Raw genomic sequence first — 21,482 nt, 5'->3', positions numbered from 1 at the left:
AAGTTTTTATTAAATTATACTTTGAATAATCTTTGACCCCGCAATAATTGTTCCAATTGATGAACCTAAGTTAGCAAGTATTACTACTAAGAGGGCTTTCAAAAACTTATTGTGAATCCATGACTTAAGATTAAATATGTCATCAGGAATATTATTTACGTCTTCAACTGTTGGCTTCTTTAAACTTGCTTCAACTAAACCTGCAAACCATCCACAAGCAAGGACTGGATTGATTGAAGTAAAAGGTGCTGCCACGAAAGCAGTTAATACACTTAATGGATGTGGAAGACATAAAGCTGTAAAGACAGCAGCTAAGACTGAATTAAATATAAACCAGGATTTGATTTGAGATAGGCCCGTATTCATACTTTGCTTAAAGCCTAAGACTATTAAGATTACAATTAGGGCTGGTATTATCCAAGGCAAGAGCTTCCCAATTAAGGATTTAGGTGGAATCTTATTAAGCTCTTCAATGTCTTGGTCCTTAAAGACTTCTTCTTCAACACCTGGTGTATGTGCTGCTCCAAGAATAGCGACAACTTTTTTGCCTGGCGCATTCTTAATGTTATAAGCAAGGAATTTATCTCTCTCGTGCAAAAGTGTTGCGGCAATTTGAGGATAGTCCTTACCCATATCTTCAATAGCAAGTTCAAGATTATCTCTTTCAATTAATCTCTGAAGATCTTCCTCAGATACGTCTTCATCGTCATCAATGGACATTAAAGAGAAAAATAATTTTATTTTTTCAAAAAATCCCATTTTTCTCCAAATCCTCATGAAAGTTGTTTGAATACTTCTGTCAGCTAGGACTAAGTTGATTCCCATTTCTTCAGAAGCCTTAATACCTTCCATCATCTCTTGACCAGGTTTTGTTTTTAGTTTTTTTGCAATATTTTTTTGATATGATGAAAGAATTAGGTTTGCTATTAAAAGGGTAACCTTCTTCTCCTTTATAATATCAATAATATTTGTGTTCTTCCAAGCCTCAGGATTTTTTAAATTTTTATACCTTTGGTCATCAAGCTCAATACATATTGAGTCAGGATTCTCTTCTTTTATAGTTTCCCTAACCAAATTAACACTTTCTTGTGAAACGTGAGCCGTTGGTATTAAAATAATTTCCTTTCCTTGGTAATCTATTCTAATTAATTGATCCTTCATTTTTCTCCTACGTAGAAGTTTTATTCTTTTTCTTCACTAATGGTGTAGGCTTTTTCATCTACACCCCTATAATAATTTGTAATCAGCTTCTTGCCTTCTATCTTCTCTGTCATAAGTATCTCGTCTTTGGATTTAAACTTATTAAGACCATCTTCATTTTTTATCTCATAACCCTTTAGATAATTAATTGAAGAGTTTAAAATATCAAGACAAAGAGCATTTAAGATTTCTTCTTCATTGTCTTCTTTTTCTTTGTCTTTAACAACCTTAAGGTCTTTTAGATTTTTATTTTTTGAATTCTTATTTAATCCATAAATATTCTCATAAACTTCTAAAAGATTATCTTCTTTTTCTAAGATTGCCTCTTTTTCATCCTTTAACTTAGATATTTTAGAGGAATCATTTAGAAGAATGGACTTAAGCAAATAATTGTCTCCCTTTAATAAGTATTCTACAAGACCAAGATTTTCAAATCCCTTGATGTTGTGCTTTCCTATGGACCTATTCAAGTCATAAGCATAATGGGAGTCTATAAAAAAAGGAAGAAGTCTTAAGTTGTCTTCCATATCCTCCCTAATCAAATCCTTGTCAATAAAATTGCCTCTAAGAGGTGTAAAAGAATTTATTTTTTCTTTTGAAATTTCAAAAAATTTTAATTCTCTATTCTCTTCAAAGGGAATTAAAGAATCTCCCAGCTCCCTATTGAGGTTTTCTATCTCAGTAGACTTGTTTTGTAAAACATCAAATTTTTCAATTTCACTTGATATTACATCAAGCTTTGAGTTTTTTAAGTTTATATCTTGGCTGAGATTTTTTATTTTTTCCTCTGTCTTATTTTTCTTTTCTAAGAGGGAAGAATTTTCTCTTGTTAAGTTAAAGTAAGAAGACTCCATGTATCTTAAGTTGGAAAAACCGAGATAAGATAGTATGAGACTTAAAATTATAAAGACGAAAGACAAAAAAGTTTTTTTATTTTTATTCATTTTTATCACTCTTTTCCAAAGCCCTTATAATTCCATAGTTCCTATAATACTCAGAAACTTTTTCATCTAAGAAGTTTTTTAAATAATCTAACTTTTCTGATGATAGGTCGCCAGTTTTAATTGATTTCTTTTCCATTTCCTTATAGATATTCAATAAGTTGTTAAAATCAACGTAAACTTCAGAAAAGGGTGCCTTATCATCTTCTATAAAATTAGAAATACTTGCAGAATATATTGAAGCATAGAATACAAATAAGTTTACTTCCTTTGATGGCCTATTTACTTTTATCAAATAAGAAGCAAATCCATCTAGGTCTTTAAATAGGCTTTCAATTTCTAGATCCTTATAAAGATTCTTGTGCTTTTCAAGGTTTTCTTCTCTACTTATACTTAAGAAGTCGTCTACAATTCTATCGTAATTTTCTTTTTCATAAATATTTGAATTAAAGAAAGCACCGTAAGCTCTTAGTATTTCTCTAACTTCAGATTTGATGGCCTTGTTCTTTTCTTCATAATCTGCTTTTATTTTTTTAATTTCCTCAGATTTATTGGCTTCAAATTGGTATCCATATTTTTCATAAAATTCTTGAGACTTTAAATTAAATTCAATGTCCAAGTCATCTATTTCTTTGTCAAAAGTCTTAGACTTATCTTCCAAAGACTTTATCTCTTGAGCCAAAGCCCTGTTTTCGGAAATCAGTCTTGTCGAAAATTTTTTATTTGCAATAGAATACACAAAAAATAATAAAGACAAGACTAGGATGCAAAGAGAAAAAATATAGAGAACCTTGTGCCAGTTGTTACTACTCATCTTTCACCTACATTTTTTCAAGAAGAATACTGGCTCCACTTGTCTTTCCATAGTTTTTATCAATACTTCTAAGGATAACAAAAGAAATGATAAAGGATAAGACCCCTGCTATGAGAGACATTAAGTCCTTGTTAGCAAGTCCCATCTTATTAAAAATATAATAAGAAAAGGAAATTGCTGACATAAATAGGACTAGTGGCAAGCCATAAACTAAAAATTTATAGAAAAGCACTGACTTGTCATTGGTTTTTAACTTGACTAAATCTCCAACTTTTGCCGAAATTGTGTTTTTAAACTCAAAGAGCTCTTGTTCTGATTCAGCGCACTTTGCATTACAAGACTCGCAAGATTCTCCGCAAGCACTTTCTCTAGTAAATTCCACAAATATTTTGTTGTCCTTTTGAGCTCTTACAATGCCAATACTTTCCATAAAATCACCTATTCTTAATCTTCAATTACCTTAATGTGGACTTCTTCTAATTGTTTTTCTGTAAGTTCTGTTGGCGCACCTGTTAATAAACAAGTTGCAGCTTGAGTTTTAGGGAAGGCTATTACGTCCCTGATACTCTTAGCTCCTGTAAATAACATTACAAGTCTGTCTAAACCATAAGCAAGTCCTCCATGTGGTGGAGCTCCATACTTAAAGGCTTCAAGAAGGAAACCAAATTTTTCCTTAGCTTCTTCTTCTGATAAGCCAAGTGCTTCAAACATTTTTTCTTGGACTTCTGGGTCGTTAATTCTAATGCTTCCTCCACCCATTTCGTCACCATTTATAACAATATCGTAAGCCTTTGCTCTTGCATTTTCCTTGTCACTTACTAATTTATCAACGTCTTCATCAAGTGGACTTGTGAAAGGATGGTGCATAGCAACGTATCTTCCTTCCTCTTCATCGTATTCAAATAGAGGGAATTCTGTAATCCATACAAGTTTGTAATCATCTTCGTCAATTAGGTCCATGTCCCTTGCAATCTTGTTACGAAGGTTACCTAGACCACTAAATACAACAGAATTTTTATCAGCAAGTATTAAAATTAAATCGCCTTGTTTTGCATCAAAAGCAGAGATGATCTCTTGCATTGTTTCTTCAGAGATAAATTTAGCAATTGGTGAATCAATTTCTTCATCAACTCTTATCCAAGAAAGTCCCATTGCCTTATAGTCTTTTACAAAGGATTCTAGTTTTTTAACTTGCTTCTTGGAATAGAATTCACTTCCGCCATCAACCTTAATACCTCTAACACTCTTGCCCTTTTCAGTATTTCCTTCAAATACCTTGAAGCCGCAAGTTTTTACTATTTCAGAAATATCTTTTAATTCCATACCAAATCTAAGGTCTGGCTTATCTACCCCAAACCTATCCATGGCTTCAGAGTATTTCATTCTCTTAATAGGAAGTTCAATATCTTTATTAATTACTTCTTTAAACAATTTTTGAAGGAATCTTTCATTTATTCCCATTACATCTTCTTCGTCAACAAAGCTAAGTTCCATGTCAATTTGTGTAAATTCAGGTTGCCTATTTGCTCTTAAATCTTCATCTCTAAAGCACTTAGTAATTTGAATGTATCTATCCATTCCTGCAACCATTAATAATTGCTTCATTAACTGTGGTGATTGAGGAAGAGCATAGAACTCGCCTGGGTTAACCCTACTTGGGACTAAGTAGTCTCTAGCTCCTTCAGGAGTTGGCTTAGTTAACATAGGAGTTTCGACTTCTATAAATCCATTTTCATAGAAAAAGTCACGAGTAATCTTATAAATCTTTGAACGAATCATAAGATTTCTTTGCATACTTGGTTTTCTTAAATCAAGAGTCCTGTACTTAAGTCTCATGTTTTCAGCAACATTGTCATTGTCCTTGACATAAATTGGTGGAACTTCAGACTCATTTAAAATTTTAAGTTCACTAGCTAGGACTTCAACCCTACCAGTTTCTAATTCTTCATTGATTGAAGATCTCATACGAACTGCACCCTTGACAGCAATTACAAATTCTCCACGAAGGTGTGATGCCTTTTCTAAAAGCTCTTCTGATGAAGTATCGTCAAAAACAATTTGTGCAATTCCACTTCTATCTCTTAAGTCGACAAAAACTATGGATCCCAGTGACCTTTGCTTTGCCACCCAACCCATTAGGACAACTTCTTTTGAAATCATATCTTCTGAAATCTCATTACAATAATTTGTTCTCTTGAGATTTCCCATTTTTTCAGCCATATTTCCTCCTAAAAATTAAACTCCAAGCCTCAAATGGTTTGGAGCTTATTCGTTAACATTTTTTATAATCGATTAGCCATTTATATTGTTTTTATTCCATAAAAATCTATTTTAATTATAAAGCAAGGCCTGTCAAAATTCAACTTTAACAGATTCTCTTGTCTATTCGATGAGAAAAACCTTGAATATCTTTCACCTTATTTTCTCTCAAAAGTTTTCCCTTTACAAAGCCTGCTCCCTTATCCATACCTTGACAGCCTGCAAGGAGTAATACATCATCTTGATCAAGTAAGTCAATAGCATCGTTGATGGACTCTTCTAGGCTGTCATATACTTTGCAATCAATTTTATTCTTTTCTAAAATATCTTTAAAAACTTTTAGTTCTTCATCAGTTACCCTGTCCTTTTCCTTGACAGTATCTCTTGATAGGGTTGCAGAAAGTGATTTAGGTTTTAAAATTTTTATCCACTTAACTAATCTTTCTGTAATCTCACGATTTACTTCAACTCCTCTTTTGCCTCTTATGGCATAGAGAATATTTAGATTTTTATAATCCATTTCCTTTAAAGTTTCCATTGTTGCGTCAATATTTTTTTCATTGGCAAAGTGGTCGTCTAAAATTTTAAAATCTTCATCAAATATTAGTTCAAATCTTCTCTCTACTCCCTTAAAATTCTTTAGGGCTCTCTTTATTGTTTCTATATCAATTTCAAGACAGAGACCTATTATTATGGCAACAAGAGAATTCATTACTGATGAATAACCAACTGAACCAAGTTCAATATTAAATTCAGATTTTTCTAAAATAAAATTTTTTATTTTTATATCTCTGTTTATTTTAAAAGTAAATTTTCCCTTACCAGTTGAAAGGTCAAGATTTTGAATTCCAAAGTCAGCGTCATTGTTTTCTAAAGAGAAGCTAAGAACTTGTGCCTTTGTCTTATCCCTAAGAGAATAAATTTTTTTATCATCTGCATTTAATATTGCAAGGGCATCTTCTTTTGCGTGCCTAATAAGTCTTGATTTAAATCTAAAATAATTTTCAAAACTTCCATGTTGGTCAATATGTTCTCTGCCAAGATTATTAAAAGTTACAATATCAAAATCAATGTTTTTATTTCTATATAATTCTTGAGCAGATGAAGAAACTTCCATAGTCACATCAGTTACTCCCTTGTCCTTCATATCCCTAAAATAGGATTGAAGAGTTAAGGACTCTGGCGTTGTAAGTACAGATGGAATCATTACATCGGCATATCTTGTTAACACAGTTCCAATAATCCCTGTATTTCTTTTATCTTCTTCTAAAATAGAATTTACCATAAAGGCAGTAGTTGTCTTGCCATTAGTTGCAGTAATCCCTATTACATTCATATCTCTTGAAGGATCTTCATAGAAATTTCTTGCCACGTCTGCAAGGGCAATTCTTGAATTTTCAACTCTTATTTGTTTAATATCTTCCTCAGAGTAGTCTTCGACTACAGCAATTTCTGCTCCAAGTTCTCTTGCTTTCTTTATAAACTTGTGACCATCTGTGACGTATCCTTTTATGGCAACAAAAATACCGCCCTCAACTACATCGTCTGTGTGAAAGGCGATATTTTTTATTTCTATTTCTTTATCAATTTCAAAATTTGCATCAATAATATCTAAATTATTTAAAATTTTTTCTAATTTCAAGCTTATCTTCTCCTTAGAAAGTCTTCAAGATTTTTAGAATTTAAATTCCTCTCAAACTTTCCCTTTTCATTTAATATCTTTGTGCTTGCGCCTAGGCCAAAGCCAATAATGTTTTCAAGTTCTTCCATCATAACAATATTATAAACTGAAGCATGACCCTTCTTTGCATATCCAATATTCTCTGATGAAATTACAGATTTTTTCTGCCTATAAAGATAATAGGGCTCATAATTATTTTCCATTAAAAGTCTCTTCGATTCTTCCAAAAGATTTCCAAAGTCTTCATTATTGTGGTAGGAATTTTCAAAAAGTTTTGATCCATTCTTTAAGGCTAGAGTGTGCAGCGTAATATTTTCTGGAGAAAAGTCTATTGCTTTTTTTATAGAATCAAGAATACTAGCCTTATCTTCTCCAGGAAGTCCCATGATTAAATCCATATTTATAGTTTCAAAACCAAACTCTCTTGCCTTATCAAACCAAAAACAAAAATCTTTGTTTGAAACCCTATTTAATTTGTTAATGACCTCTTCATTAAAAGTCTGTGGATTAAGAGAAATTCTATTAACTCCCTTGTCCTTAAGCATCTTTAAAATATCAAGACTCAAGCTATCGATTCGACCACATTCAACAGTAAACTCTCTAGTCTTACCAAACTTATTAATAAGTGCATCAATAATTTTTTCCAAGTTGTCCAAGCCAATTGATGTGGGAGTTCCCCCTCCTATATAAATTGAATTAGGCTCTTTAGAAAATTCAAGCTCATAGGAATTTATATCGTAGGTTAAATTTTTTGTGTATAAATCCATTTTCCCCTTGTTCTCTATTGTCGTGTCAAAGGAACAATAAAGGCACCTTGATGGGCAAAAGGGTATGTGCACATAGACATTATAATTTTTTAAATTGGAATTAAGCCTTAGATCTTCTTGATTTTTATAAATTTTATATAAAAAATCTACCTCCTCATTTCCAATCCTATACTTGTCCCATAAAATTTTAAGGGACTCATCATAGGAAGAGCCCTCAAAAACTTTTGATATAAGTTTTAAGGGCCTCACTCCAGTCAGAATTCCAAAGCTTGGATTAAAATTTTCTTCCTTAGAAAACAAGTCAAATAAATATCTCTTAATAGCGAAGTGAGCTTTTTCATCCCTAAGCCTAAGCCTTTCACTAGCCTTTATCTTGTATCCAAAGATGCTAATAAAAACATTTTGGTCTTCAATTTTTATTTTGATGTCAAAGTTTAAATCTTCATAATCTTTAGGAAGCTTCATCCTAAAAAATTCGAAAATTGATTTCTTTAAGCCTTCGCTTTCGTTTTCTATTTTTATCATAATTGTCTAAGATAAGGATTTGTCATTTTCTCATAGGATATTTGTGACTCAGGACCGTGACCTGATAGGACATAAATCTCATCGTCAAGTTTTTTTAATTTTTTTAAAGATTCAATCATAAGTGAATGATCTGATTCTGGAAAGTCAGTCCTTCCTATGGATCCATTAAAAAGAGTGTCTCCTGCAAACAAATAATTTTCAAATAAATAGCAAACTGATCCTAGAGTATGGCCTGGCGTTTCAATAACTTTTATAGTTCCTTCTGAAAAAGGAATTTCATCCCCCTCTTTTACAAAGACATCTACATCAGCTGCTTCAATTTGCATACCAAAGGCAGAAGCTCTGACTTCCTTTGGACTCTCTAAGAAGGCCCTGTCATCTTTTGACATGTAAACTGGCGCCTTGTATTTTTTCACTAGAGCAGCAACTGCCCCTACGTGATCAAAGTGACCATGAGTTAGCAAAATATATTTGATATTTAGTGAGTTCTTATCAATAGCCTCAATTATATTTTCACTTGATCCACCTGGGTCAACTACAAAAGCATCCTTGTTTTCATCAAAAAGGATGAAGCAATTTTCTTGTAACTCTCCAACAACTAACTTCATAATTTTATATTCCATTATTTCACCTAAAATTCCTTGCTTGAATCCAATAAAATAGTAACCGGCCCATCATTAATAAGTTCCACATCCATATCTGCACCATATTCGCCAACAGAAACCTTAATTCCTAAATTTTTCATCTCTTCAATGAATTTTTCATAAAGAATTATTCCATCATCAAACTTTGCCGACCTAATGTAGGATGGTCTGTTGCCCTTTCTGGCATCCCCATAGAGGGTAAATTGACTTACAACTAAAATTTCAAGACCATAATCAAGAAGAGACTTATTCATAACCCCTTCTTCGTCATCAAAAATTCTCAGTTTGCTTACTTTTTTTATAATATATTCTAAATCTTTTTCGTCGTCATTAGCTTCTATGCCGAGTAAAAGCATAATCCCCTTGTCGATTTTAGAAATCACTTTGCCATCAACAGATACACTTGCTCTTTTTACTCTTTGAACTACTCCACGCATTTTATCACGCCTTTATCCTGTAAACTTCAAGGACATTGTTTATCCTCTTAAGTTTTTCCATTAGTCTTTCAAGTTCTTCACTGTCAGTTATTTCAACAGTAATATCTATTACAGCATCACCATTTTTTACAACTTTTGCATTTAAGTAGGACATGCTAAGTTTAGATTCATTTACCCTACTTGCAATATCAGCTATAACATTTGGCTTGTCAAAGGCCCTTATTTCAATAGAAGCACTGTAGCTTGTTGAATTTGAATTTTCCCATTTTACTTCAACAAGTCTTTCTGGATCAACATTGTTTTGTAGGTTTTTACAGTCCTTTCTGTGAACTGAAATTCCTCTTCCAATAGTTATATAACCAACAATTTCATCTCCAGGGACTGGTGTACAACATTTTGCAATTCTAACATTTACACCGTCAACACCCTTGACTTCAATTCCTTGGTTATTGTATCTCCTCTTAGATTCAACAATTTCTTCAATGGCTTTGTCGTCTTTCTTGTAATGCTTGTTATAAATGTCTTGTAATTTTGCAGTTACCTGAGCAGTAGTTATAGTTCCAAAGCCAACTGCTGCATACATTTCATCAAGACTAAGCATATTTAATTTTTCTTTTACTTCTTCTAGCCAATCATCACGTAAGATTTTGTGAGTTTCGTAGCCAAGTTTCTTAACTTCTCTTTCAATGGAATCTCGTCCTCTTTCAATATTCTTTTCCTTATCTTTAACCTTAAAATATTGCAAGATTTTTTTACGAGCTTGAGGACTCTTGACAATTTTTAACCAATCAAGAGATGGGCTTGTGTTTGGATTTGTAATAACATCAACAATGTTTCCACTTTGTAGGGTGTAATTAAGTGGTACAATCCTTCCATTAACCTTAGCACCTACGCAAGTGTTACCAACTTGGGAGTGAATCCTATAGGCAAAGTCAATTGGAGTTGAACCTTCTGGTAGATTTATAACATCTCCCCTTGGAGTGAATACAAATACTTCATCAGCAAAGAAGTCAATCTTTAAGGTATCCATGAAGTCGCCTGGATCATTTAAGTCCTTTTGCCATTCAAGCAATTGTCTAAGCCAAGTTAAGTTTTCATCAAAGGCAGTTTCCTTAGAAACTCCTGCCTTGTATTTCCAATGGGCAGCAATACCATATTCAGCAGTTTGATGCATTTCATAAGTCCTAATTTGAACTTCAAAAGTCTCACCATTGTTGTCTATAACAGTTGTGTGAAGAGATTGATACTTATTAGGCTTAGGCATGGCTATATAGTCCTTAAACCTGCCTGGTATTGGTTTAAAAAGTGTATGAACAACACCTAGGGCACCATAACAGTCTTTTATTGAATGCGTTAAGATTCTAACTGCAGAAAGGTCATAAATTTCATCAAAGACCTTGCCCTTCTTCTTCATCTTCTTATAAATTGAGTAGAAGTTCTTTGGTCTTCCCTTAATTTCACATTCAATTCCAACATTTTTTAGGTTTTCTTCAAGAAGTCCTATTATGTGGTTGATTAAATCTTCTCTTTCATTCCTTCTCTTGTTGACCATGTCTACTAATTCATAATAGCCTTCTTCATCAAGATACCTAAGTGAAAGGTCTTCAAGTTCCCACTTAATCCTGCTCATACCAAGCCTATCAGCTATTGGTGCATAGATTTCAACAGTTTCTGTTGCCTTTTCAATCTTCTTGGCATCAGTCATGTACTCAAGAGTTCTCATGTTATGAAGCCTATCGGCTAATTTAACAATAATAACCCTAATGTCCTTGGCCATGGCAAGAACCATTTTTCTTATATTTTCGGCTTGTTTTTCTTCCTTGTTTTTATAATTTAATTGTTTTAACTTTGTAACGCCGTCAACTAGGTCAGCAATTTCTTGACCAAATTCATTTTTAACATCTTCAAGAGTTACATCTGTATCTTCAACTACATCATGAAGAAGACCAGCAACTATAGTTGCTGTATCCATATTCATGTCTGCCAAAATCAAGCTGACATTAAGTGGATGAATAATATAATCTTCACCAGAATTTCTCTTTTGTCCCCTGTGGTGTTCATCAGCCATCTTATAGGCACGTTTAATCATGTCTATATCAGCATTTTCATTATAGGATTTTACTTTTTCAATTAATTCATCTATTAATAACATTCTTCTCACCTGTGATTCTATAGCTTTTTATCTTTAGCTGAATAGTAACATTTCCATTAAATTTATTTAAGTCAAGATTAAAAACTATATCTATAAATATATTTGAAGGCCTTCCATTTAAAAGACCCATAACTTCTTCCCTGACATAGGAACTAGCAAGCTTATTTAAAAATATTTTTGAATCTTCAAATAATATTCCTGTGTAATTTATATTATCTTGGGATAAAGTCATCTTTAAAAAGTTTTTATTTTTACCCAAGATATTAAGGGATTTTATCTGTAAGTTTTTAGCACCAAACTTCGGCGCAGAGTTTCCATTTCCAAAGGGAGCCAGAGCCTCTATGTCCTGGACAAGCTTCATGCTAATGTATTTGAGCTCTAAATTTCCATCAATATAAATCTTTCTTATTAAGTCGTTCCTTGTTAAGCTCTCTTTTTGGTCTACATCCCTAATAAAGTCATCTAGGTTTTCTAGGGGAAGAGCTAGTCCGCAGGCCATCTTGTGACCGCCAAAACTCCTCAGGTATTCCTTTGATTTAGAAAATTCTTGGAACATATTATATTCTTCAATACTTCTTCCAGATCCCTTAATTAAGTCCTTGGAATCACTTAGAACTACGCTTGGTCTGTAATACTTTTCTTTGATTTTTCCAGCAACAATACCAAGAATGGATTCATTTAAGCCTTCTTCATAAACTATTAAAACCTTATGCTTATCTAGCAATCCTTCTTTCTGTATCTTCTCATCTATTACTTCAAAGGCATCACTAGTTAGCTTTTGTCTTTCATAATTTAGGTCTCTTAATTCTTTGGCCTTTTCAAGAGCAATAGAATAGTCCTTTTCCAAAAATAATTCTAGGGCTTCTTTAGCAGATTCAAGCCTTCCACTGGAATTAATAGTTGGTCCAAGGATAAAACCAAGATGGTAAACATCAATATCATCTTTTTTTATATCGGCTGCCTCTATTAAGGCATTAAGGCCCAAATCTTTGCTTTCCCTTAAGATCTTAATTCCCTCAGAAACTATAACCCTGTTTTCATTTGTAAGTGGCATTACATCGCAAACAGTTGCTATGGCAGCATAGGGCAAGAATTTTTCATAAAACTCTTCCTTGTCTACTCCTTTGATCAAGAATAGATACTCTATGAGTTTAAAGGCAACGACTCCTCCGCAAATTTCCTTAAAGGGATAAGAGCAAGCAGACTGTTTTGGATCTATAACTGCACTTGCCTCTGGTATAATCTCAACTTCATTTCCATCTTTAATAATCTTCGGCACCTCATGATGGTCAGTTACAACTACATCAATATCTAAAGACATGGCATAATCAACTGCATCTCTTGCAGCTATTCCATTGTCACAAGTTATAATGCACTTGACACCATCTTCATTAGCCTTGTCAATTAAATTTTTGTTGATTCCATAGCCATCTTTAACTCTATGAGGTATGTCATAAGAGACATCTCCACCAATAGTCCTTAAGCCTTCATACAATATATAAGTTGATGTTACACCGTCAACATCATAGTCTCCAATAATTCTAATTTTATTTTTCTTAGCCAAGTGACTTAAAATTATATTTGAAGCCTTGACCATGTCCTTTAACAAAATAGGCGAATTTAAATTTGAAAGACTTGGCTCTAAAAACTCTCGAATGTCTTCTTCAGTATTTATTTCCCTATTGAGTAAAATTTTATATATGACATTGTTTATCCCTAATTTTTTATAGTCGATTCCAGGATCACTTTTGTTTTTTATAAACCATCTTTCCATTTAATCACCACTTTATATATACGATTAATTATATCAAAAATTATCATTTAGGTAAAACAATTAGGCTATCAAGCAACAAAAAAAGAACCCTCATGGGGGTTCTTCAAAAGATTTTATTATTCTTCATTAGCTAGAACTGAAATTGCACATTCAATTCTTTTCTTTTCCATTTCACATCCAACCTTGTAAGGTTTGCTTAAGTCATTGTTGCTGTAATAAGCGTTGGCGTGACAACCACCTGAGCAGTAGTATCTTGCCCAACAAGTAGGACAGTCTTCATTAGTATAAACGTTGGAATTTTTAAAAGTGTCTCTAAGGTCAGTGTTTTTTATTCCTTCATCAACATTACCAAGCAAGAAGTCTTCTTCACCAACAAATTGGTGACAAGGATAAATTTCTCCTTGTGGAGTTATAGCAACATATTCCGATCCAGCACCACAACCAACAGTCCTCTTAACTATACAAGGTCCTTGAGATAGGTCAATAATAAAGTGGAAGAAGGAAAAGTCCTTATCTTTCTTTCTTATTTCAATATAATCCTTGGACATTTTTTCATATTCATTAAGAATTTTATCAAGATGTTCTTCTCTTATTGCGTAAGGCTCTCTCTCATCAGTAACTACTGGTTCAATAGAAGTCTTTTTAAATCCATGAGAGTAGAAGTCCTTTAAGTCTTCTGAAAAGTCTAAATTTTCATTTGTGAAAGTTCCCCTTATAAAGTAGTCTTTGTCTCCTCTCTTATCAATAAGTTCTTTGAACTTTGGAACTATAATGTCATAAGACCCCTTACCATTTGTAGTAGGACGCATTTCATCATTAATTTCTTTTCTTCCATCAATTGATAGAACTACATTGTCCATGTTCTCATTAATAAATTCTTCTATTTCGTCATTTAGTAGGACGCCATTAGTTGTAATTGTGAATCTAAAGTGTTTGTCATATTTCTTTTCTTCTTCTCTACCATAAGCTACAAGTTTTTTTACTAAGTCAAAATTCATTAGAGGTTCGCCACCGAAGAAATCCACTTCAAGATTTCTCCTGTTACCAGAATTTTGTAGAAGAAAGTCTAAGGCCTTCTTACCTGTTTCAAAAGTCATAAGACTTCTATCTCCCTTGAAGTCACCTTGAGATGCAAAGCAATACTTACATCTTAGGTTACAGTCGTGAGCAACATGAAGGCAAAGTGCCTTTACTACATTTTGAGGATTGAATCGAGGAAGTTTAAAGTGTTCATCTTCAGAAAATAATAAATCTTCCTTAGCCAAGTAGTCTATTTCTTCATAGGCTTCTTTAGCATCTTCTTCATTATATAGTTTTGAATATTTTTCTATGATTTCATCTTTAGATAATTTTTCATAGTCATCAATCATTTCGTATACAATTTTTTCTACAACATGAACTGAGCCACTTGCTATATCAAGGACAATGTATCTATTATTTAAATAAAATTTATGAATTCTTTCTTCCATCTTTTCTCCTTTACTTAACCCCTAACAAAATAAAAGCAAGGTTTCCCTTGCCTTAGTTTTCAGAATTTTCACATTTTTGATTTCCAACTGTACAGCTAGTTTTGCAAGCTGATTGACAAGATGTTTGACATTCGCCACATCCGCCTTTTTCATAAGTTTTCTTAAGATTTTTTTGTGTAAGTGTTTTAATGTGTTTCATAATATCTCCTATTCTTCTTCAGCATCTTTTAGATCAGCATTCTTTTTATAAGTACCATTAATTCCCCACTTCATGACTTCAATTTTTGTGTTGTCAGATGAAGTTTCGATAACTAAGTAATCTTCCTTTACAAGGATAATTTTTCCAATAATACCGCCGATTGTTATTATTTTATCTCCAACCTTTAAGTTTTCACGCATTTCATTTATTTCATTTGCTTTTTTCTTTTGCGGTCTTATTACGAAGAAATAAAAAACAACAAACATCAATATTAAGGGAATAAAGTTTAACATTGCGTTTTGATTCATTATTAACCCCTTTCTTATTTATGATTTATAATTATATTATACATTTTATCTTATAACTTAACAAGAATATCTTTAAGACTTTACTTGTAACCGTATTTTTTATAAAAATCTTTTTTATATTCTAAGAAGTAGTCTCCTTTAATAGACTCTCTAATATTTTTCATCATGTCGATTAAGAAATAAAGATTGTGAATAGTTGCAAGCCTCATTCCAAGTATCTCGTCTACATTAAATAAGTGTCTAAGATATGCCTTAGAATAGTTTCTACAAGTGTAGCAATCGCATTCATCATCTAATCTTGAGAAGTCATCCTTATAAATTGCATTTTTAATTGGAATTCTTCCCAGATGAGTTAAGACAGTCCCATTTCTTGCAATTCTTGTAGGAAGAACACAGTCTGCCATGTCCACTCCTCTTTCTACTGCTTCGAATAAGTAGTCTGGACTACCTACTCCCATTAAGTATCTAGGTTTATTTTCAGGCATGAAGTCTGTTGTGTAATCTAAGATTTCAGTCATTAAATCAATAGGTTCACCAACTGAAAGTCCTCCAATAGAATAACCCTTAAAGTCCATATCCACCATTTCTTTTGCAGAAATTTCTCTTAGGTCCTTATACATACCACCTTGAATAATTCCAAAAATAGTTTGATTATCTACGTTCTTATGGTGGTTCTTACATCTTTCAGCCCATCTAAGAGTTCTTCTCATTGAATGATCTATATATTCATGGCTTGCTGGATAGGGTGCACATTCGTCAAAGGCCATAATTATATCTGATCCCAAAATGTTTTGGATATCAATTGATTTTTCAGGAGAGATAAACATCTTGCTCCCGTCAATATGACTCCTAAAATGAACGCCTTCTTCAGTAATTTTTCTATTATCTGATAAAGAAAAAACCTGAAATCCTCCTGAATCTGTTAAAATTGGTTTGTCCCAATTCATAAACTTGTGAAGACCTCCAGCTTTTTCTATTATCTCAGTCCCTGGTCTTAAAAATAAATGATAGGTATTAGATAAAATTATTTGTGCTCCAATATCTTTTAACTCTTCAGGAGTCATAGTCTTTACTGTTGCTCTTGTTCCAACTGGCATGAAAATTGGAGTTTCAATTTCTCCATGATTAGTTGTTATTTTTCCAAGTCTTGCCTTTGAATCCTTAGAAGTCTTTAATAATTCAAATTTAAACATAAAACCTACCTTATAAACATGGCATCACCAAAACTGAAAAATCTATATCTTTCTTTAACAGCTTCTTCATATGCCTTTAAAATAATCTCTCTACTTGATAAGGATGAAACAAGCATTAGAAGAGTGGATTCTGGCAAGTGAAAGTTAGTTATCAGTGCATCAACACACTTAAACTTATAGGGTGGATAAATAAATATATTTGTAAATCCACTTTTTTCACAAACTCTTCCATCTTCATTTGCAATTGACTCAACTGTTCTCACACTTGTAGTGCCAACTGCTATTACCCTGCTTCCCCTGTCCTTGGCTGCATTTATTTTATCTGCAACTTCCTTTGTCATTACATAAAATTCAGAGTGCATTTCATGTTCATCAACATTTTCCACCTTCACTGGTCTAAAGGTTCCTAGCCCAACGTGAAGGGTAATGTAACAAATTTCTACACCCTTATCTTTTAATTTTTCTAATAATTCCTTTGTGAAATGAAGTCCTGCAGTTGGTGCTGCAGCTGATCCTTCTTCCCTTGCGTAAACTGTTTGATACCTATTTTTATCCTCTAATTTTTCTGTTATATAGGGTGGAAGTGGCATTTCTCCAAGTTCATCTAAGATTTCTTCAAATATTCCGTCATATTCAAACTTTAAAAATCTAGATCCGTCTTCAGAAATATCTACAACTTCAGCAGAAAGTTTATCACTAAAAATAATTTTACTTCCTATTTTTGCTTTTTTACCAGGTTTAGATAGACATTCCCAAATGTCATCTTTTCTATTTAAAAGAAGAAATTCAATTTTTTCTTCTTTTCCTTCCCTGTGTCCATAAATTCTTGCAGGCATTACCTTGGTGTCGTTTAATACCAACAAATCACCCTTCTTGAGATAATCTATAATGTCATAAAAGTGTTTGTGTTCCATTTCTCCACTTTCTTTATCTAAAACAAGAAGTCTTGAATGATCTCTTTTTTCTTCAGGATGCTGTGCTATTAATTCCTTTGGTAAGTCGTAATAAAAATCTTTTGTTTTCATTTTCGCCTTTCTATTATTTTATTTTTTCAATATTTGTTCCTGGAAAATAAAATTCAATAATATCCTTGTAATTGCTTCCTTTTTTTGCCATTTCAACAGCACCGTATTGACTCATGCCAACACCATGTCCATATCCCTTTCCACTTACAAATATTTTATTTCCTATTACATTTACATCAAATAAGGTTGATTTGATAATTGTATTGCCAATTTTTTTTCTAAAATCAGTAGCCTTTATTTTTACATCTCCCTTTGATGTAGAAAAAGTTAAGTTGTTAACTCTATTCGAATTATTGTAGTCAAGACTAACGCTAAATGCATCAGATAAATTTAACTTCTTTAAGTCACTATCTTTAAGCTCATACTTCCATGGATGAACTGAATAAGGATCTTCTTGTGCAATAAGGTAAGGAACACTATTTCCACCCCAAGCTTCAGAAGAAGCGACAGTATAACCACCAGAAGAAGCACAGAAAATTGTCTCTGCAACTTCACCCTTATATTTAATAACTTGGCCAAGAGTATCTTCTACAGCCTTATTTGTAGATTTGTTCTCAACATCTTTTCCATAATAAACTTGTGAGCTTGTAGTGTCGTCAAGGTTATAACCTTTTTTTATAAATTTGTTGTAATTATTTATAGCAAAGGACCTTGAGCACAAGGCTTGAGCTTTTAGAGATTCCATTGGAAAACTTGGGCTCATTTCTTTTGGGAGAACTCCCTTTAAGTACTCGTCTATATCCACCCTATTTACTACATCAAGTTTTTTGTTATTAACTCTAAAGGAAATTGCTCCCCCATAGTTTCTCTTGATTTTGTCTACGTAAATAGGAGAATCAGAGGATATTAAAAAGGCTCCATTTTGTGGAAAGTTATTTAATTTAAAATTCTTTCCATCTAAATTAATTTTATTTCCATCAAATATAATATTAATTTCATTGTTGTTTGTATTGTTTATTACTTGTTCATCAGAAGTCACAACTTTTAAATTAGATTTAGATTTTAATTTTAAAGTTTCACCAGCTGAAATAGATTTTCCAACCTTAATGTCAATCTTGTCATAGTCTTCCTTAGCAAAGATATTTAATGGCAGTAAAACCAAAAATAAAGCTAACAATAATATTTTTTTCATTTTATTCATCCTTATACTCCAAACCAAAATGGTCATAGGCCCTTTTAGTGGCCATTCTTCCTCTAGGCGTTCTAATAATAAAGCCTATTTGCATTAAATAAGGCTCATAAACATCTTCTACTGTTCCCTTATCTTCACCAATAGCAGCTGAAATCGCATCAATTCCAACTGGCCTACCGTTGAATTTCTCAATCATTGTAAGTATAATTCTTCTGTCAATATTGTCTAAGCCAAACTTGTCGATTTCAAGAAGGTTAAGTCCCTTTATGGCAACCTTAGTTGTTATAACTCCACCTTCCTTTACTTCAGCATAGTCTCTTACTCTTTTTAAAAGCCTATTGGCAATTCTAGGTGTTCCCCTTGATCTTCTTGCAATTTCTAAAGCTCCCTCTTCTTCTATGGGAACATTTAAAATTTTAGCTGACCTCATTATAATCTCAACTAAAGACTTTGTATCATAAAGGTCTAGCTTTAACATTACCCCAAACCTATCCCTAAGAGGTGACGTAAGCATACCTGCCCTTGTTGTGGCACCAATAAGTGTAAAAGGTGCAAGGTCAAGTCTAATTGATCTTGCAGAAGGTCCCTTGCCTATTATTATATCTAATGCATGGTCCTCCATAGCAGGATATAAGATTTCCTCCACAGACTTATTTAGCCTGTGAATTTCATCAATAAATAGAACATCGTCATTATTTAAATTTGTAAGAATACTTGCTAGGTCTCCCTGCTTTTCAATTGCAGGACCAGATGTAACCTTTAGATTAACCCCCATCTCATTGGCAATTATGCCAGCAAGTGTGGTTTTCCCAAGTCCTGGTGGTCCACTTAAAAGTGTGTGATCCAAGGGTTCTGACCTGTTTTTTGCAGCTTCGATAAAAATTTTTAAATTCTTAACTACCTTTTCTTGGCCAATATACTCTTCTAACCACTTAGGTCTAAGACTTACCTCCCTAGCATCGCCATCAATAAGTTCTGGCTCAACTAATCTATTTTTTTCCATTATATCAACCCATTAATTTTAAAGCTTCTCTTATTCTCTCAGAAATATCAAGAGAAGGATCTACCTTTTCTAGTGCTTTTTTAGCATCATATACATTATAACCTAAGGAAATTAGGGCCTCAACTGCTGAATCGTCCTTTTCTTCGATAATTTCTACATTATCAGTCATAGAAGTTAAGTCTAGGTCTAACTTCTCAACCTTATCCTTTAATTCAAGAATTATTCTTTGAGCAGTTTTCTTCCCTATACCAGGTAATTTTGTAAGAGATTTTTCATCCTTGGATAAAATATATTTTGCAATATTAAAGACATCATCGCCATCAAGAATTCCCATGGCTAACTTAGGACCAATTCCTGTTACACTTGTAAGAAGATCGAAAGCATCTCTTGTTTCTATATGTCTAAATCCATATAAAATTGCCGCATCTTCCCTTAAAACCAGCCTAATGTTGATGAAAACTTCTTCATTTTCATAAAATGTGTGAAGTTCTCTTTCCACCATATTAACTATATAGCCTATTCCATTGGATTCAAGTACTAGGTATCCCCTGTCAGTAGAGTGAACTCTTCCCCTTAAAAATTCTATCATTATATCATCCTAAAACTTTCTTTAAACTTAATCGAGCTTCCATGAGTTATTGCAACTGCCAAGGCATCTGCAACGTCGTCAGGTTTTGGAACCTTTTCTAAGTTTAAAATAATTCTTACCATCTCTTGAACTTGATTTTTTGTAGCCCTTCCATAACCAACTATGGCTTGTTTTACTTGAAGAGGCGTGTATTCATAAAGTCCTGCTCCAGATTCTTTGGCAGCAAGGACTTCAACTCCACGAGCTTGGGCAACTGTAATTGCCGTCTTAACATTCTTATTAAAAAACAATTCTTCAAAGGCTATGTCGTCAGGCTTGTATCTTTCTATAAGTTCATTCATTTCTTCATAGATAGTATTTAGTCTTTCTGGAAGAGGAACCTTCGCCTCTGTTGTTATTGCCCCATAATCTAAAACTTTATAAGAATTTCCTTTAAGTTCTAGAAATCCATATCCAACAATAGCTATCCCTGGGTCAATTCCCAAAATTATCAATTTATCACCACTTTAAAAAGGATAGTATAAAACTATCCTTACTTGTATCTCTTTAAAACTCTATCATTAACTCCATCCCAAAAAGCATTTCTAAAAACTCTGAAGCAATCTATGTAGAGAAATTTAGAAATCTTATTATTTAAATTTTCAATTTCAGAATCAGTTAAGTAGGAGTCAACTTCTTTTATTTCAACGTCGTCATCTTGACTTCTAAAAATAAGCTGCAAGTCTAGGTGGTCGTTTATACTTTGGATCTTACTATTGAGAAGTCTTTTTCTAACATCAGTAAGAGTGTTTTTTATAAAAATCCTTATTTGCCTATCTTTTCTTATTTCTTTAAAAACTAACTTCTTAAAAGATAAAACTTCTTCGTTTTTAAATTCATATTGAAAAAGTTTTTTTCTATTGTAAAGTTCATCTATTGTAAGGTGCTTCAAGGTTATTATCTCAAGCATATTTATGTGCTTTTTTGAGTTAAACCCAAGTCTATAGCCCTCTAAATATAAGTAAAGTTCAAGCCTATTTATGTCATCATGAATAAGGTTGGAGAGGTTTCTAGCTATAAGTTCAATTCCCTCTTTTTGCCTATAAACTTTTACAATATCCTTTCTCAAATTTTCAAGAGTTACATACCTTGGATAAATATTTTCAATGGATTCATAAACATTGTAAAGATTGAGTAAAATATTTATGCTATCCAAGTCGCCCTTGTACAAAAAGTTTGCGATTAGGTATTTTTTTATATCTTTAAAGGCAAGCCTTTTATAAGGTGTCTGATTTAATTTTTCTGCCAATTCCATAAAAAAATCCTCCGTTACTTCGTATAAAATAATTATACTATAAGTCACGAAGGATTGAAATCCAAATTGTAAATGT

The 21,482-nt window shown here is 32.7% G+C and carries 21 protein-coding genes; all 21 read right to left on the bottom strand.

Features of this window, described 5'->3' with window-relative positions:
• Positions 1–9: 9 nt before the first annotated feature.
• The 21 genes from ACWPVO_RS08570 to ACWPVO_RS08470 all read right to left on the bottom strand — a co-directional run bounded on the left by ACWPVO_RS08570 (position 10) and on the right by ACWPVO_RS08470 (position 21,406).
• Positions 10–1,161 (bottom strand): TraB/GumN family protein, encoded by a 1,152-nt coding sequence (locus tag ACWPVO_RS08570; RefSeq protein ID WP_250341956.1) that lies wholly within the window; start codon positions 1,159–1,161, stop codon positions 10–12.
• Positions 1,162–1,181: 20 nt separating this feature from the next.
• Positions 1,182–2,144, bottom strand: a complete 963-nt coding sequence (locus tag ACWPVO_RS08565) for a hypothetical protein (RefSeq protein ID WP_454207807.1) — start codon at positions 2,142–2,144, stop codon at positions 1,182–1,184.
• Positions 2,137–2,955 (bottom strand): hypothetical protein, encoded by an 819-nt coding sequence (locus ACWPVO_RS08560; protein ID WP_454207805.1) that lies wholly within the window; start codon positions 2,953–2,955, stop codon positions 2,137–2,139. The genes ACWPVO_RS08565 and ACWPVO_RS08560 overlap by 8 nt, the downstream gene beginning before the upstream one ends.
• Before the next feature lie 7 nt (positions 2,956–2,962).
• Positions 2,963–3,385 carry a SoxR reducing system RseC family protein gene (locus ACWPVO_RS08555; RefSeq protein WP_454207803.1) on the bottom strand — a complete coding sequence of 141 codons (423 nt, stop codon included), beginning with the start codon at positions 3,383–3,385 and terminating at the stop codon, positions 2,963–2,965.
• Positions 3,386–3,399: 14 nt separating this feature from the next.
• Positions 3,400–5,175 (bottom strand): aspartate--tRNA ligase, encoded by a 1,776-nt coding sequence (gene aspS, locus ACWPVO_RS08550; protein WP_454207801.1) that lies wholly within the window; start codon positions 5,173–5,175, stop codon positions 3,400–3,402.
• 145 nt (positions 5,176–5,320) lie between these two features.
• Complete coding sequence (locus ACWPVO_RS08545) at positions 5,321–6,856, bottom strand: Mur ligase family protein (protein ID WP_454207799.1); 1,536 nt, start codon at positions 6,854–6,856, stop codon at positions 5,321–5,323.
• A gap of 2 nt (positions 6,857–6,858) precedes the next feature.
• Complete coding sequence (hemZ, locus tag ACWPVO_RS08540) at positions 6,859–8,187, bottom strand: coproporphyrinogen dehydrogenase HemZ (RefSeq protein ID WP_454207797.1); 1,329 nt, start codon at positions 8,185–8,187, stop codon at positions 6,859–6,861.
• Positions 8,184–8,810, bottom strand: coding sequence for an MBL fold metallo-hydrolase (locus tag ACWPVO_RS08535; RefSeq protein WP_454207795.1), 627 nt, complete (start codon positions 8,808–8,810; stop codon positions 8,184–8,186). The genes hemZ and ACWPVO_RS08535 overlap by 4 nt, the downstream gene beginning before the upstream one ends.
• An 8-nt stretch (positions 8,811–8,818) precedes the next feature.
• Positions 8,819–9,268, bottom strand: coding sequence for a D-aminoacyl-tRNA deacylase (gene dtd, locus ACWPVO_RS08530; RefSeq protein WP_005956763.1), 450 nt, complete (start codon positions 9,266–9,268; stop codon positions 8,819–8,821).
• 4 nt (positions 9,269–9,272) lie between these two features.
• Positions 9,273–11,420, bottom strand: coding sequence for a RelA/SpoT family protein (locus tag ACWPVO_RS08525; protein ID WP_454207792.1), 2,148 nt, complete (start codon positions 11,418–11,420; stop codon positions 9,273–9,275).
• Positions 11,404–13,194, bottom strand: coding sequence for a single-stranded-DNA-specific exonuclease RecJ (recJ, locus tag ACWPVO_RS08520; RefSeq protein ID WP_454207790.1), 1,791 nt, complete (start codon positions 13,192–13,194; stop codon positions 11,404–11,406). The genes ACWPVO_RS08525 and recJ overlap by 17 nt, the downstream gene beginning before the upstream one ends.
• Positions 13,195–13,310: 116 nt before the next feature.
• Positions 13,311–14,663, bottom strand: a complete 1,353-nt coding sequence (gene scfB, locus ACWPVO_RS08515) for a thioether cross-link-forming SCIFF peptide maturase (RefSeq protein WP_412593331.1) — start codon at positions 14,661–14,663, stop codon at positions 13,311–13,313.
• Between the two features lie 52 nt (positions 14,664–14,715).
• The gene (gene scfA, locus ACWPVO_RS08510; RefSeq protein WP_005956826.1) at positions 14,716–14,862 is read right to left on the bottom strand and encodes a six-cysteine ranthipeptide SCIFF; all 147 of its coding nucleotides are present in this window, start codon (positions 14,860–14,862) and stop codon (positions 14,716–14,718) included.
• A gap of 8 nt (positions 14,863–14,870) precedes the next feature.
• Positions 14,871–15,170, bottom strand: coding sequence for a preprotein translocase subunit YajC (gene yajC, locus ACWPVO_RS08505; protein WP_005956830.1), 300 nt, complete (start codon positions 15,168–15,170; stop codon positions 14,871–14,873).
• A gap of 80 nt (positions 15,171–15,250) precedes the next feature.
• The gene (gene tgt / locus ACWPVO_RS08500; protein WP_413014034.1) at positions 15,251–16,363 is read right to left on the bottom strand and encodes a tRNA guanosine(34) transglycosylase Tgt; all 1,113 of its coding nucleotides are present in this window, start codon (positions 16,361–16,363) and stop codon (positions 15,251–15,253) included.
• 5 nt (positions 16,364–16,368) lie between these two features.
• Entirely contained in the window at positions 16,369–17,388 is a 1,020-nt protein-coding gene (queA, locus tag ACWPVO_RS08495; protein WP_005956720.1) for a tRNA preQ1(34) S-adenosylmethionine ribosyltransferase-isomerase QueA, read from the bottom strand.
• A gap of 13 nt (positions 17,389–17,401) precedes the next feature.
• Positions 17,402–18,520, bottom strand: coding sequence for a SpoIID/LytB domain-containing protein (locus ACWPVO_RS08490; RefSeq protein WP_454207786.1), 1,119 nt, complete (start codon positions 18,518–18,520; stop codon positions 17,402–17,404).
• 1 nt (position 18,521) lies between these two features.
• The gene (gene ruvB / locus ACWPVO_RS08485; protein ID WP_195443079.1) at positions 18,522–19,523 is read right to left on the bottom strand and encodes a Holliday junction branch migration DNA helicase RuvB; all 1,002 of its coding nucleotides are present in this window, start codon (positions 19,521–19,523) and stop codon (positions 18,522–18,524) included.
• A gap of 4 nt (positions 19,524–19,527) precedes the next feature.
• Entirely contained in the window at positions 19,528–20,112 is a 585-nt protein-coding gene (ruvA, locus tag ACWPVO_RS08480; RefSeq protein ID WP_412276163.1) for a Holliday junction branch migration protein RuvA, read from the bottom strand.
• A complete protein-coding gene (gene ruvC, locus ACWPVO_RS08475; RefSeq protein WP_005956739.1) occupies positions 20,112–20,606 on the bottom strand; it encodes a crossover junction endodeoxyribonuclease RuvC in 495 nt (164 codons plus the stop codon). Before ruvC ends, ruvA begins: the two co-directional genes overlap by 1 nt.
• A gap of 38 nt (positions 20,607–20,644) precedes the next feature.
• The gene (locus ACWPVO_RS08470; protein WP_005956864.1) at positions 20,645–21,406 is read right to left on the bottom strand and encodes a hypothetical protein; all 762 of its coding nucleotides are present in this window, start codon (positions 21,404–21,406) and stop codon (positions 20,645–20,647) included.
• Between the last annotated feature and the right edge of the window lie 76 nt (positions 21,407–21,482).

The sequence above is a fragment of the Peptoniphilus sp. Marseille-Q6390 genome (genome assembly GCF_965119475.1).
This window is presented reverse-complemented; position numbering and strand designations above follow the sequence as displayed.

Bases quoted from the DNA above. Each gene is read 5' to 3' on its own strand.
- recJ (WP_454207790.1), bottom strand. From the start codon at position 13,194: ATGGAAAGATGGTTTATAAAAAACAAAAGTGATCCTGGAATCGACTAT.
- ACWPVO_RS08565 (WP_454207807.1), bottom strand. From the start codon at position 2,144: ATGAATAAAAATAAAAAAACTTTTTTGTCTTTCGTCTTTATAATTTTA.
- ACWPVO_RS08560 (WP_454207805.1), bottom strand. From the start codon at position 2,955: ATGAGTAGTAACAACTGGCACAAGGTTCTCTATATTTTTTCTCTTTGC.
- tgt (WP_413014034.1), bottom strand. From the start codon at position 16,363: ATGTTTAAATTTGAATTATTAAAGACTTCTAAGGATTCAAAGGCAAGA.
- dtd (WP_005956763.1), bottom strand. From the start codon at position 9,268: ATGCGTGGAGTAGTTCAAAGAGTAAAAAGAGCAAGTGTATCTGTTGAT.
- aspS (WP_454207801.1), bottom strand. From the start codon at position 5,175: ATGGCTGAAAAAATGGGAAATCTCAAGAGAACAAATTATTGTAATGAG.
- ruvB (WP_195443079.1), bottom strand. From the start codon at position 19,523: ATGGAAAAAAATAGATTAGTTGAGCCAGAACTTATTGATGGCGATGCT.
- ACWPVO_RS08555 (WP_454207803.1), bottom strand. From the start codon at position 3,385: ATGGAAAGTATTGGCATTGTAAGAGCTCAAAAGGACAACAAAATATTT.
- ACWPVO_RS08570 (WP_250341956.1), bottom strand. From the start codon at position 1,161: ATGAAGGATCAATTAATTAGAATAGATTACCAAGGAAAGGAAATTATT.
- hemZ (WP_454207797.1), bottom strand. From the start codon at position 8,187: ATGATAAAAATAGAAAACGAAAGCGAAGGCTTAAAGAAATCAATTTTC.
- scfA (WP_005956826.1), bottom strand. From the start codon at position 14,862: ATGAAACACATTAAAACACTTACACAAAAAAATCTTAAGAAAACTTAT.
- yajC (WP_005956830.1), bottom strand. From the start codon at position 15,170: ATGAATCAAAACGCAATGTTAAACTTTATTCCCTTAATATTGATGTTT.
- scfB (WP_412593331.1), bottom strand. From the start codon at position 14,663: ATGGAAGAAAGAATTCATAAATTTTATTTAAATAATAGATACATTGTC.
- ACWPVO_RS08490 (WP_454207786.1), bottom strand. From the start codon at position 18,520: ATGAAAAAAATATTATTGTTAGCTTTATTTTTGGTTTTACTGCCATTA.
- ruvA (WP_412276163.1), bottom strand. From the start codon at position 20,112: ATGATAGAATTTTTAAGGGGAAGAGTTCACTCTACTGACAGGGGATAC.
- ACWPVO_RS08470 (WP_005956864.1), bottom strand. From the start codon at position 21,406: ATGGAATTGGCAGAAAAATTAAATCAGACACCTTATAAAAGGCTTGCC.
- queA (WP_005956720.1), bottom strand. From the start codon at position 17,388: ATGAAAACAAAAGATTTTTATTACGACTTACCAAAGGAATTAATAGCA.
- ACWPVO_RS08525 (WP_454207792.1), bottom strand. From the start codon at position 11,420: ATGTTATTAATAGATGAATTAATTGAAAAAGTAAAATCCTATAATGAA.
- ACWPVO_RS08535 (WP_454207795.1), bottom strand. From the start codon at position 8,810: ATGGAATATAAAATTATGAAGTTAGTTGTTGGAGAGTTACAAGAAAAT.